We start from the raw sequence: 16,153 nt of genomic DNA, 5'->3' as shown, positions 1-16,153 counted from the left end.
TGAGAAAAAAGTGCTTGCAGGTGACGTAACGTCACCTTTTAAACTGAGTGTATCACATCACATACATATTCTGGAGGGATAGAAGTGAATTGGAGAGAGCTGTATTTCAAGCAGACGTCGTGGTCAGCTAGAGAATTAATTCGTATTCTTATCATTGTGTTGGTTGCGGTCCCATTTTTCGTTGAATTTCTATTGAAAAATATGCTGTTAAAATGGTTTCAAAATGACCTGTATTCAGGAACATTAGTAGGTTTTATCATGTCTATTATTTTTATGATAGCCATTTATTTCCTTGCTTTAAGACCCACTAACAAACTTAATTTTTACATTAACGGCTCTGCTACTCCTGTATACATCGGTGATAAAGTGTACAGTGGTACCCTGGACGACTGCCGTGTTGTTATTGGAGCTGGTCAAGCATCAGGAACCGCTGCACCACTGACAGCATGGAGAATTTTCCATGATAACGTGACAGTATCGAACATTTACTATAGAGACGCCTCTAATAACTGGGTGGCTATGACATCAGGGACATTGGATGCATTCCATCAACCAACCGCGGTATCCGATGCTAACACACCTGCACCACTTAATTATCTCACCAGTGCGAATGGCAGCCATCAGTATAGTGGCGGCTCCTTTACCGCTAAATTGGTTAAGTCGTAAGAGCACAAAAAAAAGCCCCGGCATCATTGCTGGGGCTTTTTTATTTATTTATTTTCTTCTGGAAAGTTAACGATAATGTCACTGAGTTGTTTAGGTTCTTGAACGGTATGGGAGAAGACTACAGATCCATTCGTATCAATAATCCCATATCCTCCTTCTCCCTGAGCGTTTACACTATTAAAGAAGACCAGTCGCTTAGTCAACGTTGGCTGTTCTCCCCAAATCGTTTTGATACCGCCATTTAGATATTTAGCTAGTGGGCTAGAGGAATTGTCCTTAGTTGGAACCGTTAGTTGACCTTCCCAAACAAGGCTCATATAGCCATTTTTCAGCTCGTAATAGTAGATACTGCTGTTCCAAATGAAATACAACTTGGAATAATCTTTTTCCGTAAAAATGTAGCTAAAGCTAGATCCTTCGGGACTTACAGGAGAAATATAGAATTGGACTTCAGGCAAAGGAATAACAGCCAACCTTGCTTTTGCCAAGTCACCGCTTTTTATTTGCTTTTGTGCATTAGGATCTGGAGTAACTACGACAATTCCATTATTCTTAACATCCCAGTCTACAACCGCCCCAAAATTTTCGCTAATAAATCGGAGAGGAACGTAAATGGTATTGCTTTTGATTAGAGGTGGCGTAGCCAATTTTAGCTCTTCTTTATTTTTAATTGCAATATTACTCCCAACTTTCAAAACTAACATATCTGAAGTAGTACGGTTGATTATAGAAACCGTTTTAGAAGCACTATCCCAAACCACCTTATATCCTAAAGATTCCACCGTTCGAATAGGTACATAACTAACGTTGTTCTTAACCAAAGGAGAAGGCAGATCCGCCAACAAACTTCCATTTACATTCAACTGAAGAGGCTTTGCAGCAGACACTTGTGATTGTCCAAAAAAAACTAAACATAATATAAGTGATAAAACAGATAAAGCTGTTTTCATAATAAACCCTCTTTCTTAAGTTGTGATTATTACATTCTTATAGACACTTTATTTCTTAAAAGGTTGCACTCGCGAACAAAGAAAATGTTTATTAGTCTTATTTAAGAGAACGACTTCCAATTTACTCTGAAGCAGGATGAAGTAAGAACATAAGTTCGTCATGGAATGCAGTAGGGGTGAACCCATTTCACAAACGTTATTGGGGGCCAATAGTTGGTTGGACGATAGCATTAGTAGTTGGTTCTATTGGGCTTCTTATCGTTATGAGTCTATTAGGGGTAGGGTCTGAGAATAGTAAAACTGAAAGTATACGAACACAGATGACGGTAATGCACATATTCATTGCTTGGGTATCTGCAGGGGTGATTTCACCCATATATGAGGAAATTTTGTATCGCGGATTTCTGTATCGGTGGATCAGAAGTAAATATGGTGTGAGGACAGGTATGATCATTAGTTCTTTCATATTTATGATTGTACATATACCAACGTATAATGTTTTGCCAGTGACATTTATATCAGGACTGCTGTTTGCCTGGACATATGAGAGAACTAAGTCAGTCTTTCCTAGCATGATTATTCATAGTGCCTTTAATACGATTGCGCTTATAGCTACTGTCATTGGATAAAGCACAGCGTATAGAATAAGAGACAGATGGAGAAATTAGGGAGGAGGAATTGAATAGGAAAGGAGTGAAACCTAATGGAAGTTACGCTAGGAGCCGACGAGGTTATTGAGCGCATCAGGAAACTTCAATCCAGTGGAGAAACAATAGGTAAGAAACAAGTAAAGCAAAGTGACCCCGAGTTAATGCGAAATGCATTATTCTATTTTCCAAGTTGGGATCATGCGGTAAAGAATGCAGAGACATTCTAATTCCACCAAAAGATAAAGGAAAGTCGAGTGATGTTTAGGGTAATACCTGCATTCCTCGGCTTTTTTTCCATTTGTGATGACCTTACTTATGGGAAGGATTGCGCAGGGAGCGTAGCTCACGCATTAGCACTTCTTAGACAAATTATTTTCTAAAAGTGTTATTTATGTTAGAATTGTACGTTCTCAATTTGAGATATACTAACCAAAAAGGGTGATAAACATGTCAGATAAAGTTGCTATTATTACAGGTGCAGCAGGAGGAATTGGTTTTGCTGCGGTTCAGAAGTTTTCTTCGCAGGGTTATAAAGTAGTATTAGTGGATTTTAATGAAACAGCCGGGTTGGAAGGGTTAGAGAAAATTAAAAGTGCTGGTGGGGAAGGGATTTTCGTGAAAACCGATGTTTCCTCCGAGTCAGATGTGAAAAAATATATTACGAAGACGATGGAAGCGTACGGAAGAATTGATGTATTGGTGAACAATGCAGGTGTAGTTGAAAAGGCGACTCCATTGGCAGAGAAATCCCTAGAAGATTTTGAACGCATTATTGGAATTAACCTTAGAAGTGTATTTCTTGGTATGAAATATGCATTGCCGATTATGGTTGAACAGAAAAAAGGGGCTATCGTTAATACAGCTTCCATTGGCGGTTTGTTTAGTACGCCACTTAACAGTATCTATGCGGCGAGCAAACATGGTGTCGTTGGATTGACCAAGACTGCTGCCGTTGAATATGGTCCATTAGGTGTACGTATAAACGCAGTATGTCCTGGAACAGTCCATACGAATCTGGTCATTGAAGCAGCTAAGACTATGCCGAAATTGGACCGTCAGTATTATCCCGCATATCCTTTGGATCGCTTGGCACAGGCAGAAGAGGTTGCTAATGTCATTGCATTCCTTGCTTCAGATGAAGCTAGCTATATGAATGGTGCTGCTGTTACAGTTGATGGCGGACAACGTATGTAATTTCAGTATAAGGAAGTAAGAAGAGGACAATCCATCATAGGATTGTCCTCTTGAATTTTAGTGTGAGATTAAAGTGTAACCTAATTATCGGAATCTTTCTTTGAGTTCGAAGCTCATGCAGGGCTTACCTGAAGAAGAAAGAACAGCAGCGCTTGGCATGACTTTTGTTTTGAAACCAAATGCTGAACATCCTTTAGGCAATTGTGGATCCCAGGTGACATAATAAAAGGAACATTTCATACAATCAGTACGTTGAGATTCAGACATATGTACTCCTCAATGGTGTAAGATATGTTCATTATACTAAGGGTTAGAAACGAAGTGTAGCTCTAATTTTACGAAAAAAAACGATTCTATAAGTGCGTGTTCAAAAAGTCGGATTTTCAGCACCAAGAAGATTGGATGAAGATAGGGAGTGAGGAGCGGAGCGTAGGCAGTACCTACGTGAGCACCGGAAGGACCGGCTGAATTCAATCTTCGATGTCGAATAAGCTTCTTGGTATACTTCGTGATCAAAAGATGAATTTTTGAACAACCTCTATAAAAGAGGTTAGTGAATATATAACTTATTCGTTAACCTCTTTTATAGAGATCACTTGCGACACATAAGTAGGATAGATTATGAAGGGTACGTAATCCAAACATGATCATGAATAAATTATTGTCCATGAATGGAATAGAGGATGAATACACTATAAAACACGGCATAAAAGACTCCGATACCTACAAAGATCAGAAAAATTTGGCTTTCACGTTTACTTTTAGGGGTTACCATACCAGATCATCTCCTCATGTATTGATATGAAAATTGTGAACATTATGTGTCTTTTGTTAATTATTGAACATTCTGTGACAAAAAACAAATACGCATTTTAGATGAATTGAAAGCGGATTCAATGAATAGTAAACAAAAGTAAACAAAATTATGGCAACTCTATTAATTTGTGTAAATGGAGAGGGTCTTGTATCCAAGCTAATCCTCGTTACTTAGCATTTATTGTAAGCAGGAGGTGAGGATATGAAAAAAGTAATCGTAATGAAAAAAACAGATGCAAAGACTAGAAGAGTTAGAGTTATCGCGAATAAAGCGAAAGCAACACAGAATCTAGGAAATGGTTTTTTTAGATTCGTGTATTACAGAACAATAACACCGAACACATTCTTCACATTCACATTTAGTGGGGGGAGTCTGAAACCTGTAAGTGGTGGCTGGTGGATTGACAGAAATAACTCATTACCAGCATACGCTACAGCGAATTACTCATTAAATGACAATCAATGGGTTATCGTTCTCTATAACCCTACTAGTATATCAAGACAGATCGCATTTACGTTTATAGCTAAATCATGAGAATTGTTTAATATATCTCATGACACAAATAAGGCAGTTCCCTCGGATGAGGAAACTGCCTTATTTCTTTGTTTCTCATTGAATTGCTTAATCCTATAAACCGCCCATAAACAATTGTCTTTCCGCGAATACAATAACGTATCAAATGGAAAAAGGTGATGGATGTTGGCTACTTTTTTAGAGGCACATGCGATGAAGAAGCGTATGTCCCGCACAATGTTAGGTAAATCTAAAGTACATGGTATAGGGGTAGGCTATCATGATCCCAAGAACCCTAAGAAGGGTGCCGCTGTCATTATCTACACCAATACCATTACGCCTAAGTTCCTTGGAATCTCATCGACGCTAACGATGAAGGCAAAAGGTAAATCTGTAACTGTACCTGTTCGATTCGTGAAATCAGGAAAGATGCATGCCTATGTGGATTATAAGGCGAGGATTCGCCCGATCCCGGCTGGTTATAGTATAGGAACTCCGAGCGGTTCGGGTTCGGTAGGTTTAATTGTTACGGATGTTCCCAAGGCAAAGCAACGGTATATTATTAGTAATAATCATGTTTTAAATCCGACGAATTCAAGTATGATGACTCGGACATTGCAACCTGGTGCAGCTGATGAGGGTCAAATAGGCAGGGATAACGTAGGTAAACTATATCGATATGTGAAGTTAGAGAAAAACAAAAGCAATCGTGTTGATATTGCCTTATCCAAACCCTTAAGAAATAGTTTGTTAAGTCCGAGTTATGCAACGGTTGGTGTACTTCCGGGGTATGTAACAACTTATCGGATAGGTGATCGTTTAAAAAAAGTAGGAAGAACAACCGGCCTGGTGCATGGAATCGTTGATTCCATAAATACAGATATTCAAATCGATTACGGAGAGCTGGGGATTCTTAGCTTTAAGAATCAGACGGTGGTTCGAGGGGTGAATCCGGTATCACTTCCCGGAGATTCAGGTTCCGTATGGCTAAGAACTGTAGATAATTATGCGGCAGCCATGAACTTTGCAGGGAGTTCAGACGGCCGAATATCCATTTCGTTCCCAGTGAATTGGGCTATGCAGGTATTTGGAACCCAAATAGTTCGTCCAAATGGATTAGGAACTGTCAAAAAAGTGAAAACGAAACATTCTCCCAAATCTTATGCACCACAACTGACATCCAAAGAACTTGCATCATTGAGAGTGTTTCAAGCCAAAATGATGAAACGCAAGAGAACCTACCTAGCTTAAGGCTAGGTTCTTTCTCTAAAATAGCATTGTAAACATGGACAGTGAGGAAGTGGGAATCTATACTAAAAGGATTGAATGAAAGTGGAATTTGAGCAATTCAAAAGGAGCTAGAGATGAAGAATCTTCTCGTTACAGGCTATCGCGCACACGAACTTAATATTTATGATCAAAAACATAAAGGCATTCCATATATAAAGAAAGCTATTAAACGCAAGTTGGTTCCTCTCATAGAGGATGGACTCGAATGGGTGATAACACCTGGGCAGTACGGTGTCGACTTATGGGCTTGTGAGGTCGTCATCGAGTTGAAAGAACAGTATCCGCATTTGAAATGTTCTATCATCACAGCTTTTTTGAATCAAGAGGAGAAATGGAAAGACACCAAAAAGGATTATTATCATCAAATTTTGCAGGGTGTGGACTATTATGCCGCGGTAAGTAAGCAACCTTATGAAGGAATTTGGCAATTCACAGCTAGAGACGATTTGTTATTTAGAAAAACAGATGGTATTTTGCTTATCTATGATGAGGACGCGGGCGAAGGAAGCCCTAGATTTTTTAAAGAGAAGGCATTAAAGAAACAAGACAAAGATGGATATAGTTATATGAATGTCAGCTCGGAGGATATTCAAAGTATAGCGGATGAAGAAAATTTGGAGATGGATTAAAAAACAAGGTTTTTTTTAAGAAAAATAACAAATACTATACGAAAGTCTTTCTATGTGGATACATCTATTATTCAATTCGAACCAGAGTATGGTATGATGAGATATTGTTCCTACTTTAATGATTTGAAAGGATGAAGATATGTTAACGATTACGAATTATACAGTGAAGTTAATCAAGGATCCATTTAAGATTTTGACCGGAGAGCGTTATGAGTTTATTCTCGAAATTGATGTTCCGGAAGATGATGAACTTTATTTGGAGAACGGGTTAAATGCAAGAGTTATTTTTACGGTAGATGAGACACGGACAGGGATCGTGAAGTATGAACTTCTAGAGAGAACTTCTGAGAAGTACGTAGAATTCGATCTGGAAGAGGATGAACTTGAATTGCTGGCAACCTTCTGTAAAGAACACTTATCTTAAGCAATAAACACCACTAACGAACTCGCTATAGGAGGGAATAAACATGCATCGGAATGTTCAGTCCGTAACCTATGGCTACGAACCGCCAGAGGAGAAACAAAAGGGCACATTGATTTACTATGATACTTTTGAGAATACAACGGATGGTGAATTAGACCTTGCAGTGGATAGTATAGAGCGATATTCATTTGATAAGCTTGTGCTGTATCCTCTACATGAGGAGACTGTAAGAAGGATGCGGAAGGAACCGGTAAGTGCATTTCACAAGCGAGAGCAACGGTTACACGATTGGAAGCGTGATCGAGGGTACTCGAAAGTGGTGATTGAAGGATGGGAAGGAAAGCGGAAGAAGTATACACCCATGGATTCTGCTCTTCGATTGTTAACGGAGAAATATAAGGCACCCTATTTTCTGTACATAACACCAGAGATGGCTAATCTCTTCGCTTCGTTCTCGTCCTTTGAGGAATGGATTGTTAAGATTCGATTGTTACTAACAGAAGAGCCACATGATTTACACCCCAATCTTGAAAAGTATCAACATCGGTGGAAATATAATGGATGATGCTCAAGCTACTTTTTGTGCACAAAATAAAAGTTGCTAACACTATTGTTAATAACTCTGCTTATTTTGTGGATAAGTATATCAAGTTTGTGTATAAGGTTGTTAATAACTTATTTTGAGTGCTCATTCAAAAAAAAGTTGTCCAGATATGTTCTGGGCAACTTTTTCTGTTCGAATCTATACATTGTAAATAGTACTAGTCACCGTAAATAAAAAACAATTGACACCAAAGAAGCTTATTGATAATTTGGGTTTATCAACAATAAAATCAAATAATGGAAAAGGATGGTTGGATATGTCAATGGAGCAACGTTGGGGCAATCATTTTCCGAAGATTGGTATTCGTCCTACAATTGATGGTAGGCGCAAAGGCGTGAGAGAATCTCTTGAAGACCAGACTATGAACCTTGCGAAGTCAGTGGCTAGGCTCCTTTCCGAACAATTAAAGTATCCAAATGGTGAACCCGTTGTGTGTGTGGTGGCTGATACCTGTATCGGTGGTGTGACAGAAGCATCTCAAGCAGCAGATAAGTTTCGAAAAGAAGGGGTAGGTTGTTCGATTACGGTAACCCCTTGCTGGTGTTATGGAACAGAGACGATGGATACGGACTCCTCCATTCCAAAGGCTGTATGGGGATTTAATGGTACAGGTCGTCCAGGAGCGGTCTATCTAGCAGCTGTTCTATCTGCTCATGCACAGAAAGGATTACCTGCCTTTGGCATATACGGTAACGATGTTCAAGATGAAGGTGACAATAACATCCCTGAAGATGTAAGAGAGAAACTTCTACGTTTCGCAAGAGCTGGCTTAACCGTAGCTATGATGAGAGGACAATCCTATTTGTCGATGGGATCGGTATCTATGGGTATTGCAGGTTCTATAGTGGATGAACGCTTCTTTCAGGAATATTTAGGTATGAGAAATGAATATATTGATATGAGTGAGTTTGTGCGTCGTATGGATGAAAATATCGTTGATCCATTGGAATTTGAGAAAGCGCTTTCCTGGGTGAAGGAGTACTGTGTGGAGGGTGTTGACAACAATCCTGAAGCGATGCAGACTTCTCGCGAACAGAAAGATCAAGATTGGGAAACGGTCATTAAGATGACGATCATCGCACGAGATTTAATGATTGGAAACCCACGGCTTGCCGAATTAGGTTTCGGTGAAGAAGCATTAGGGCATCATGCTATCGTTTCTGGATTCCAAGGCCAGAGACAATGGACAGATCATTTTCCAAATGGTGATTTCATGGAAGCAATTCTGAATAGTTCATTTGATTGGAACGGAATCAGATCACCTTTTATTGTTGCTACTGAGAATGATAGCTTGAATGGCGTTGGAATGTTATTTGGGTATCTATTGACCAATACAGCCCAGATTTTTGCAGATGTTCGTACGTATTGGAGTCCTGATTCAGTGAAGAGAGTGACAGGCTATGAATTAGAGGGGATGGCTGCTAACGGAATCTTGCATTTGATTAACTCAGGATCCGCCTCTCTTGATGGAACAGGAGAACAACAACGCAATGGACAACCGGTGATGAAGCCATTCTGGGAAATTACAGAAGAGGAAACACGTCAATGTCTTAACAGCACTTCTTGGCGACCTGCATCTATTGAATATTTCCGTGGAGGGGGATTCTCATCGGATTTCTTGACAAAAGGCGGAATGCCCATGACGATGTCTCGGTTGAATCTAGTCAAGGGAATAGGACCTGTTCTTCAGATTGCTGAAGGATATTCAATTGATTTACCTGAACATGTCCATGAAATACTAGATGAGAGAACAGACCCGACTTGGCCAACAACGTGGTTCACCCCGATTGTAACAGGTAAAGGTGCCTTCACAAGTGTCTACTCCGTTATGGATCATTGGGGTGCCAACCATGGTTCTATTTCATTCGGGCATATTGGTGACGACCTGATTACGTTAGCCTCCATGCTTCGCATTCCCGTTGCAATGCATAATGTATCGGAAGAGCGAATATTTAGACCAAGAGTATGGGGAATGTTTGGAACAGAACATGTAGAAGGTTCAGATTTCAGAGCTTGTACCAATTTCGGACCACTTTATAAATAGACTCATAGGAATGGAGGATCTCAATGAGCGATATGAATATTCGTCTTGAACTATGTAAATATGCCAAGAAAACCGTTGAGAATGGGCTTGTTGTTGGACCCGGTGGTAATATCAGTGCCCGTATTGGAGATACGATGTATGTGTCACCAAGTGGGTTCGCGATGGAGGATATAACCCAAGAGCAATGGGTTGAAGTAGATATCCCGACAGGGGAGATAACGGACATTGGACTACGACCGTCCTCGGAAGTCCTTATGCATTTATTTTGTTACCGGAACAACTCAACGATTGGGGCGATTGTTCATACACATCCTTCATCATGCATTGCTTTCACACTTGTCAAAACGGAACTTCCGATTATGTTCCCAGATCAAGCTGCACTAGTAGGAAAGACAGCTTTTGTTCCATACGTCCTTCCCACAACGATTGTTCTTGCGGAAGCTGTAGCAAACAAAGTCAATGAAGCAAGCTCCATCCTACTCGGTAACCATGGTCTCGTTACGGTAGGAAGAAATTTACGAGAAGCCTATTACCGTACACAAGTTGTAGCAGAGAGTGCCGCAATCTATATGTCTGCAAAGGTTATTGGTACACCCAAAGCTTTGAGTGACGAGGAATTTGCAGAAATTGCTTCTCTAGAAAGTGAAGATTATCGCATCAAGCTTCTTCAACAAATGAAGTAACCTATAGCCACCAGTATAGTAAGGGCGGTGCAGGACAATGAGCTTAAAGTCTCCAACAGTTCTTGCCTTTGATCTCGGAGCAAGTAGCGGAAGAGCTTTGATTGGTGAAATGATCTCTGGAACCGATGGAGAGAAAAGTCTGCGAATGACAGAAATTCATCGATTCACGAATGGACATATCCAAGTAGGTAAGCATTACTATTGGGATATCTTGATGATTGTACAAGAGATCAAGAGAGGGATTCGTAAAGCATTTCAACAAGGATTCCTACCTGTTAGTTATGGGATTGATACTTGGGGTGTTGATTTCGGACTCCTGGATCACAACGGAGAATTGCTTGGTAATCCATATCACTATCGAGATCCTCAGACGAATGGATTAATTAATGAAATCTGTGAGAGGGTCGGTGAAGAGAGGCTTTTCATAGAAGGTGGACTACAATTGATGCCTTTTAACACCATCTATCAGTTGTATGCTATGAAGAAGGCGAATTGTCCTAAGTTAACCCATGCGAAGACATTGTTACTAACGCCTGATTTATTGAATTATTTCCTCACTGGAGAGAAGACCTGTGAGTTTACTATGGCTACAACGACGCAATTATTCTTACCTAACCAAGGTGTATGGAATGAGCCGCTTATGAAGGAATTAGGCATTCCATCCTCCTTGTTTATCGAACCTATACAGCCGGGTGCGATCATAGGGAACCTCACCGATGAAGTGCGTAAGGAGCTTGGTATACCTGATCTAAAAGCGATTGCAGTTGGCTCGCATGACACGGAATCCGCTATCGTTGCGGTCCCAGCAAACACTTCTAATTTCGTATATCTGGTATGTGGGACATGGTCACTCCTTGGCACAGAACTTGAAGAGGCTTTATTGACTATGGAAGTGAGGCAACTCCAATTCTCTAATGAGGGCGGAGTGGGCCATACATATCAGCTATTGAAGAATATTATGGGGTTATGGCTTTTACAAGAATGTAAGCGTAAATGGGATAGGATTGATACAGAAGTGACCTTTACGGAAATAGTCAGGGAAGCGGCAGAGGTTACTCCTTTTCGGAGTCTCATTGATCCGGATGATCTTAGGTTTCTTAACCCGTCTGATATGGAGAAGGAAATCCAGAAGTTCTGTGAAGAATCGGAACAACCTGTACCTCGTCAACGAGGGGAAGTGGTACGTTGTATTCTAGAAAGTTTAGCGCTTCGTTATCGTAAAGTGTTGGAACAAGTCGAGAAGTTGACAGGTCATGCCTATGCAGGATTACACATGATTGGTGGTGGGATTCAGAACGAGTTATTGTGTCAGTTCACTGCTAATGCCATTGCTCGTCCGGTATGGGCAGGTCCCATCGAAGCGAGTGCAATCGGAAATATAATCGTACAGTTCCATGCCAATGGGGAGATTAACGATGTTAAAGAAGCTGCATCTATCATTAAGAGATCTTTTCCTGTAGTAACTTACGAGCCATTCACAACAGAGGATTGGTCAGATGCTTATTATCAATATGATCAGATCTCACACTCTATTTAATGTAGATTAGGAAAGGATGGCTCATATGTTATATGGTGTTCCTGGAATCATAACACCCGATCTTTTGAAAATAATGATGGAGATGGGCCACGGCGATGAGATTGTACTAGCGGATGCTAATTTTCCTGCAGCAAGTCACACATCGAGACTCATTCGTTGCGATGGGCATGCCATTCCATTATTGCTAGATGCTATTCTGCACATGTTTCCTTTAGATAAATACGTTGAGAGACCGGTGGTACTTATGCAAATTGTTCCAGGGGACTTAGTGGAGACACCCATTTGGGAAAAGTATAAGACGATTATCGAACAACGAACAGGATTATCTCAACCTCTAGAGAAGATCGAACGGTTCGAATTCTATGAGCGCACGAAAAGGGCTTACGCCGTAGTTGCAACAGGGGAGAAGGCCTTGTATGCAAATATAATTTTAAAGAAAGGTGTAATTACCTAATGGACTGTAGCTGGAATTAAGTTGAAATAAGGGGACTAGCGAAGTACAGTTGAGGTGTAATGTGGTTTACAAAACTATAAGATTTCTTTATAATTGTAATATAAGATTTATTATATGCACCTGTTGATTTACGGAGGAGCCTGTCACCAAGGGCTCCTCCTGTTTATTTTTGGGGATTCCGAATATAGGAATCCTCTTTTTTTGTTGTTGCAACTTCCTCATAGTAAACAATATTAGAGGGTATTTTAATCGTAAGAGAGGGAGATGACGTATGGCATTTATTTTTTATCTTGTCCTTATTCTATTTTTTACTAAAGTAGCAGGGGATCTATCGGTTCGACTCGGACAGCCAGCAGTATTAGGGAAGTTGATCATAGGGGTTGTCTTAGGGCCAGCTGTACTAGGTTGGATTCCAAACGATAGTGATTTTATTCATTACATGTCAGAAATCGGTGTATTATTGCTCATGTTTATAGCCGGTCTAGAAACAGATGTGGATCAACTTAAGAGGAATTGGAAGTCTGCACTTGCGGTTGCCGTAGGAGGGATAATTCTTCCTTTTGTCGGAGGGTTCGCTGTCGCTGAATTATTTGGATTCCCTAATAGTTATGCACTTTTTATGGGGGTTATTTTTAGTGCTACGTCCGTTAGTATTTCAGCTCAAGTGCTAAAAGATATGAATAAACTGAATTCCCGTGAAGGTACGACGATCCTGGGCGCCGCGGTAGTAGATGATGTCCTCGTAGTTATTCTATTAGCCGTAATGATGAGTTTACTTGGTACTGGGGAGGACGTGAACTTAGGTTTACTCATCGGCAAGAAGGTATTATTCTTTGTCATTATTATTGCCGTAGGGGCGTTCCTTGTACCTAAGGTGATGAAGGTGCTCTCTAAGTTACAGGTGACGGAAGCGACCATAACAGCTGCTCTAGTTATATGTTTTGGTTTTGCTTATTTTGCAGATCTGATGGGTATGGCCGGAATTATAGGTTCATTTGCAGCTGGGATTGCGATTTCACAGACTTCCTTTAAGCACATTGTGGAAAAGAAGGTAGAACCCATTGCGTATTCTATATTTGTACCTGTCTTTTTTGTGAGCGTTGGACTTAATGTTTCCTTTGAAGGTGTGGGACAACAAATTGGATTCCTCATTCTACTCTCGTTAGTAGCTATATTGAGCAAATGGATAGGTGGAGGACTTGGAGCAAGACTAACCGGATTTAATACACGGTCGTCGATTGCCATTGGAGCAGGAATGATATCAAGAGGAGAAGTAGCTTTAATCATTGCGGCGACAGGATTAGAAGCAGGTCTACTTCAACCGCAATATTTCACTTCCGTCATCATTATGGTTATTCTCACGACGTTAGTTACGCCTCCTTTGTTAAAATACTTGTTCCGTGAGCCCGTAACAGTTAAGGACAACTAGACTACGCATAGCTTCTTATTTTTATGAAGAGCTTCAATCTAATAATGGGTTGAGGCTCTTCGTCTGTTATAGGATCAGTTGCTTCCATGAACGTGTCACTTTTTACATTCGGATGATGTATTTTTTACCAATTGAAACTATACTATTAACGAAGCCTACAATCTCATTCTCTTAAGATATTGGGATGTAAATGTATGAATGAGGGCTATTTAGGATATGGGGGTACGAAGGATGAAGAAGTTAATCAACTATGCGCATCGAGGTGCATCAGCAGCATGCCCTGAGAACACGATGGCGGCTTTTGTTAAGGGTCTCGAACTAGGAGCAACAGGGATCGAAACAGATGTCCAGATGACCAAGGATGGCCATTTGGTACTGATCCATGATGAAGCTATCAATCGTACTACGAATGGGTCGGGTTATGTGAAGGATATGACCTTGGAACAGTTATCTTTGGAAGATGCAGGTTCTTGGTTCGGAGATTCTTTCGAAGGTGAGCGTATACCTTTGCTAGAAGATTTACTGAAGCTTCTTTGTCAACGTGACACAATGTTAAATATTGAACTAAAAAATGGTATTTTTATGTATCCAGGTATGGAGGAGAAGGTAATCCAACTTGTTCGTCAATATAACATGGCGGATCGAGTGGTATTCTCAAGTTTTAATCATTATTCTTTAGCATTTTGTAAAAGTATTGCCCCTGAGATTCGGACTGGAATCCTTTACATGGAGGGGCTGTACCAACCTTGGGAGTATGCTGCAACATTAGGTGCTGATGCACTTCATGCGAACCATTATGCTGTGTTGCCCGAATTTGTGAAGGGTGCGACAGCACATGGAAAGGAATATTGTCCTTTTACAGTTAATGATCCTGAGCGAATGACATATTTAATTGAAGCGGGTGTCTTGGGGATTATAACCGATTATCCTGACAGACTAGCTGAACTATTAGCCATTAGAGGAGAGTGACCGAGTGAGGAAGACATGGCTTCTGGGTTTTGGGTTCTTCAGTATTAGTATTACTTGGGCATTATATAATGCATTTGTACCCTTCTTTCTCGAAAACTATGTACAAAGCATCGCTGTTGTCGGCTTCTTGATGACCATCGATAATTACTTTGCCCTTTTTCTACAACCATGGATAGGCAATAGAAGTGATCGCACGGCAACTCGGCATGGTAGAAGAATACCTTATTTGTTATTTGGAATGCCGCTAGCAGCGATCTTTACGGCAATCATACCGTTTCATACGGGATTATTCACTCTCTTACTATTTATGATACTGATGAATCTATCCATGAGCTTATATCGCTCTCCTACGGTGGCATTGATGCCTGATATTACGGTAGAGAATAAGCGTACGAAAGCCAATGGGATTATTAACTTTATGGGTGGAGTAGGCTCCATTCTTGCTTTTGGAGTAGGTTCCATATTGTATGACTACCATCGTTCGTTACCTTTTATTGTAGCAGGGTTGTTAACCTTATTATGTCTATTAGTTGTCTCACGCACGATAAAGGAATCTAGAGATTCTTTAATCACACCTTCGGAGCAACTTGGATCGGGAACGAAACCTCGTATATCGTTAAAAAAACAACTAGACCGCACAACAGTGTTTTTACTAGCTGCAATCTTCTTCTGGTTCGTCTCTTATCAAGGGGTTGAAACGTTATTTACGTTGTATGGGAAAAATCACTTAGGACTAAGTGAGAAAGCCGCGTCATTCTCCTTAACTTTTTTCTCATTAGCATTTGTTCTGTTTGCGATCCCAAGTGGCTTTCTAGGTAACCGATTTGGTAAGAAAAAAATGATCATTGCAGGTATATGTGGTCTGTTTATTGTCTTTTCCCTTGTAATCTTTGTAAACGATTTATTGATTCTCCGCCTTCTCTTATTAGTTGGAGGGATGTTCTGGGCATGTATTAATATCAATTCATATCCATTTATTATATCTACAGGCAAAGAAGAGAGCATCGGTACACGAACAGGGTTATATTACTTAGTGTCTTCTTTAGCAGCCATATCCTCTCCGCCATTATTAGGAATGATGATCGATAGTTTCGGTTACTCTATATTATTCTACTGTGCATCGGCAAGCATGCTGGTAGCATTAGCGTTTATATTGATGGTCAGACAAGAAAAAGAGTCTTTGAATATGCCAAAGAGTGGGCTTCCGACAGAGAGTATCTAATATATTGTCAATTATTCTCTGTAAAGGAATTGGATTAAGGAGAATTTGACGTTATAATTAAGACAGGACAATCATTTA

At 40.3% G+C, this 16,153-nt stretch carries 18 protein-coding genes; 16 read left to right on the top strand and 2 right to left on the bottom strand.

What is annotated here, in order from left to right:
* Window positions 1-84: 84 nt before the first annotated feature.
* Window positions 85-666: a hypothetical protein gene (locus AC1D69_RS21245; protein ID WP_495458134.1), complete on the top strand. Its 582-nt coding sequence runs from the start codon at window positions 85-87 to the stop codon at window positions 664-666.
* 44 nt (window positions 667-710) lie between these two features.
* Here the strand turns inward: AC1D69_RS21245 and AC1D69_RS21240 are convergent, their stop codons facing one another.
* Window positions 711-1,616, bottom strand: a complete 906-nt coding sequence (locus AC1D69_RS21240) for a copper amine oxidase N-terminal domain-containing protein (RefSeq protein WP_495458133.1) — start codon at window positions 1,614-1,616, stop codon at window positions 711-713.
* Window positions 1,617-1,792: 176 nt separating this feature from the next.
* Between AC1D69_RS21240 and AC1D69_RS21235 the strand changes: the two genes are divergently transcribed.
* The 3 genes from AC1D69_RS21235 to AC1D69_RS21225 all read left to right on the top strand — a co-directional run bounded on the left by AC1D69_RS21235 (window position 1,793) and on the right by AC1D69_RS21225 (window position 3,460).
* Window positions 1,793-2,245, top strand: coding sequence for a CPBP family intramembrane glutamic endopeptidase (locus tag AC1D69_RS21235; protein WP_495458132.1), 453 nt, complete (start codon window positions 1,793-1,795; stop codon window positions 2,243-2,245).
* A gap of 74 nt (window positions 2,246-2,319) precedes the next feature.
* Window positions 2,320-2,493, top strand: a complete 174-nt coding sequence (locus AC1D69_RS21230) for a hypothetical protein (RefSeq protein WP_495458131.1) — start codon at window positions 2,320-2,322, stop codon at window positions 2,491-2,493.
* Window positions 2,494-2,713: 220 nt separating this feature from the next.
* Window positions 2,714-3,460: an SDR family NAD(P)-dependent oxidoreductase gene (locus tag AC1D69_RS21225; protein WP_495458130.1), complete on the top strand. Its 747-nt coding sequence runs from the start codon at window positions 2,714-2,716 to the stop codon at window positions 3,458-3,460.
* 84 nt (window positions 3,461-3,544) lie between these two features.
* Here AC1D69_RS21225 and AC1D69_RS21220 read toward each other — a convergent pair whose 3' ends face one another.
* On the bottom strand, window positions 3,545-3,727 hold the full coding sequence (locus AC1D69_RS21220; protein ID WP_495458129.1) for a uracil-DNA glycosylase: 183 nt from the start codon (window positions 3,725-3,727) through the stop codon (window positions 3,545-3,547).
* A gap of 751 nt (window positions 3,728-4,478) precedes the next feature.
* On the opposite strand from AC1D69_RS21220, the gene AC1D69_RS21215 reads away from it, so the two are divergent.
* The 12 genes from AC1D69_RS21215 (at window position 4,479) to AC1D69_RS21160 (ending at window position 16,075) form a co-directional block, all read left to right on the top strand.
* Entirely contained in the window at window positions 4,479-4,811 is a 333-nt protein-coding gene (locus tag AC1D69_RS21215; protein WP_495458128.1) for a hypothetical protein, read from the top strand.
* Window positions 4,812-4,973: 162 nt separating this feature from the next.
* Window positions 4,974-6,041, top strand: coding sequence for a hypothetical protein (locus tag AC1D69_RS21210; RefSeq protein ID WP_495458127.1), 1,068 nt, complete (start codon window positions 4,974-4,976; stop codon window positions 6,039-6,041).
* A gap of 113 nt (window positions 6,042-6,154) precedes the next feature.
* A complete protein-coding gene (locus AC1D69_RS21205) occupies window positions 6,155-6,709 on the top strand; it encodes an SLOG family protein (protein WP_495458126.1) in 555 nt (184 codons plus the stop codon).
* Between the two features lie 139 nt (window positions 6,710-6,848).
* Complete coding sequence (locus AC1D69_RS21200) at window positions 6,849-7,133, top strand: DUF6509 family protein (RefSeq protein ID WP_495458125.1); 285 nt, start codon at window positions 6,849-6,851, stop codon at window positions 7,131-7,133.
* Window positions 7,134-7,176: 43 nt separating this feature from the next.
* Window positions 7,177-7,698 (top strand): hypothetical protein, encoded by a 522-nt coding sequence (locus AC1D69_RS21195; RefSeq protein WP_495458124.1) that lies wholly within the window; start codon window positions 7,177-7,179, stop codon window positions 7,696-7,698.
* A 295-nt stretch (window positions 7,699-7,993) separates the two neighbouring features.
* A complete protein-coding gene (locus AC1D69_RS21190; protein ID WP_495458123.1) occupies window positions 7,994-9,781 on the top strand; it encodes an L-fucose isomerase in 1,788 nt (595 codons plus the stop codon).
* A gap of 23 nt (window positions 9,782-9,804) precedes the next feature.
* The gene (locus AC1D69_RS21185; protein WP_495458122.1) at window positions 9,805-10,464 is read left to right on the top strand and encodes a class II aldolase/adducin family protein; all 660 of its coding nucleotides are present in this window, start codon (window positions 9,805-9,807) and stop codon (window positions 10,462-10,464) included.
* Window positions 10,465-10,501: 37 nt separating this feature from the next.
* On the top strand, window positions 10,502-12,001 hold the full coding sequence (locus AC1D69_RS21180; protein WP_495458121.1) for a rhamnulokinase: 1,500 nt from the start codon (window positions 10,502-10,504) through the stop codon (window positions 11,999-12,001).
* 25 nt (window positions 12,002-12,026) lie between these two features.
* On the top strand, window positions 12,027-12,455 hold the full coding sequence (locus AC1D69_RS21175) for an RbsD/FucU family protein (protein ID WP_495458120.1): 429 nt from the start codon (window positions 12,027-12,029) through the stop codon (window positions 12,453-12,455).
* Window positions 12,456-12,726: 271 nt separating this feature from the next.
* Window positions 12,727-13,884 (top strand): cation:proton antiporter, encoded by a 1,158-nt coding sequence (locus tag AC1D69_RS21170; RefSeq protein ID WP_495458119.1) that lies wholly within the window; start codon window positions 12,727-12,729, stop codon window positions 13,882-13,884.
* Between the two features lie 231 nt (window positions 13,885-14,115).
* Window positions 14,116-14,853: a glycerophosphodiester phosphodiesterase gene (locus AC1D69_RS21165; protein ID WP_495458118.1), complete on the top strand. Its 738-nt coding sequence runs from the start codon at window positions 14,116-14,118 to the stop codon at window positions 14,851-14,853.
* 4 nt (window positions 14,854-14,857) lie between these two features.
* Window positions 14,858-16,075 carry an SLC45 family MFS transporter gene (locus AC1D69_RS21160; RefSeq protein ID WP_495458117.1) on the top strand — a complete coding sequence of 406 codons (1,218 nt, stop codon included), beginning with the start codon at window positions 14,858-14,860 and terminating at the stop codon, window positions 16,073-16,075.
* Window positions 16,076-16,153 lie beyond the last annotated feature (78 nt).

It is taken from the genome of Paenibacillus sp. Y301 (assembly GCF_059445505.1).
This window is presented reverse-complemented; position numbering and strand designations above follow the sequence as displayed.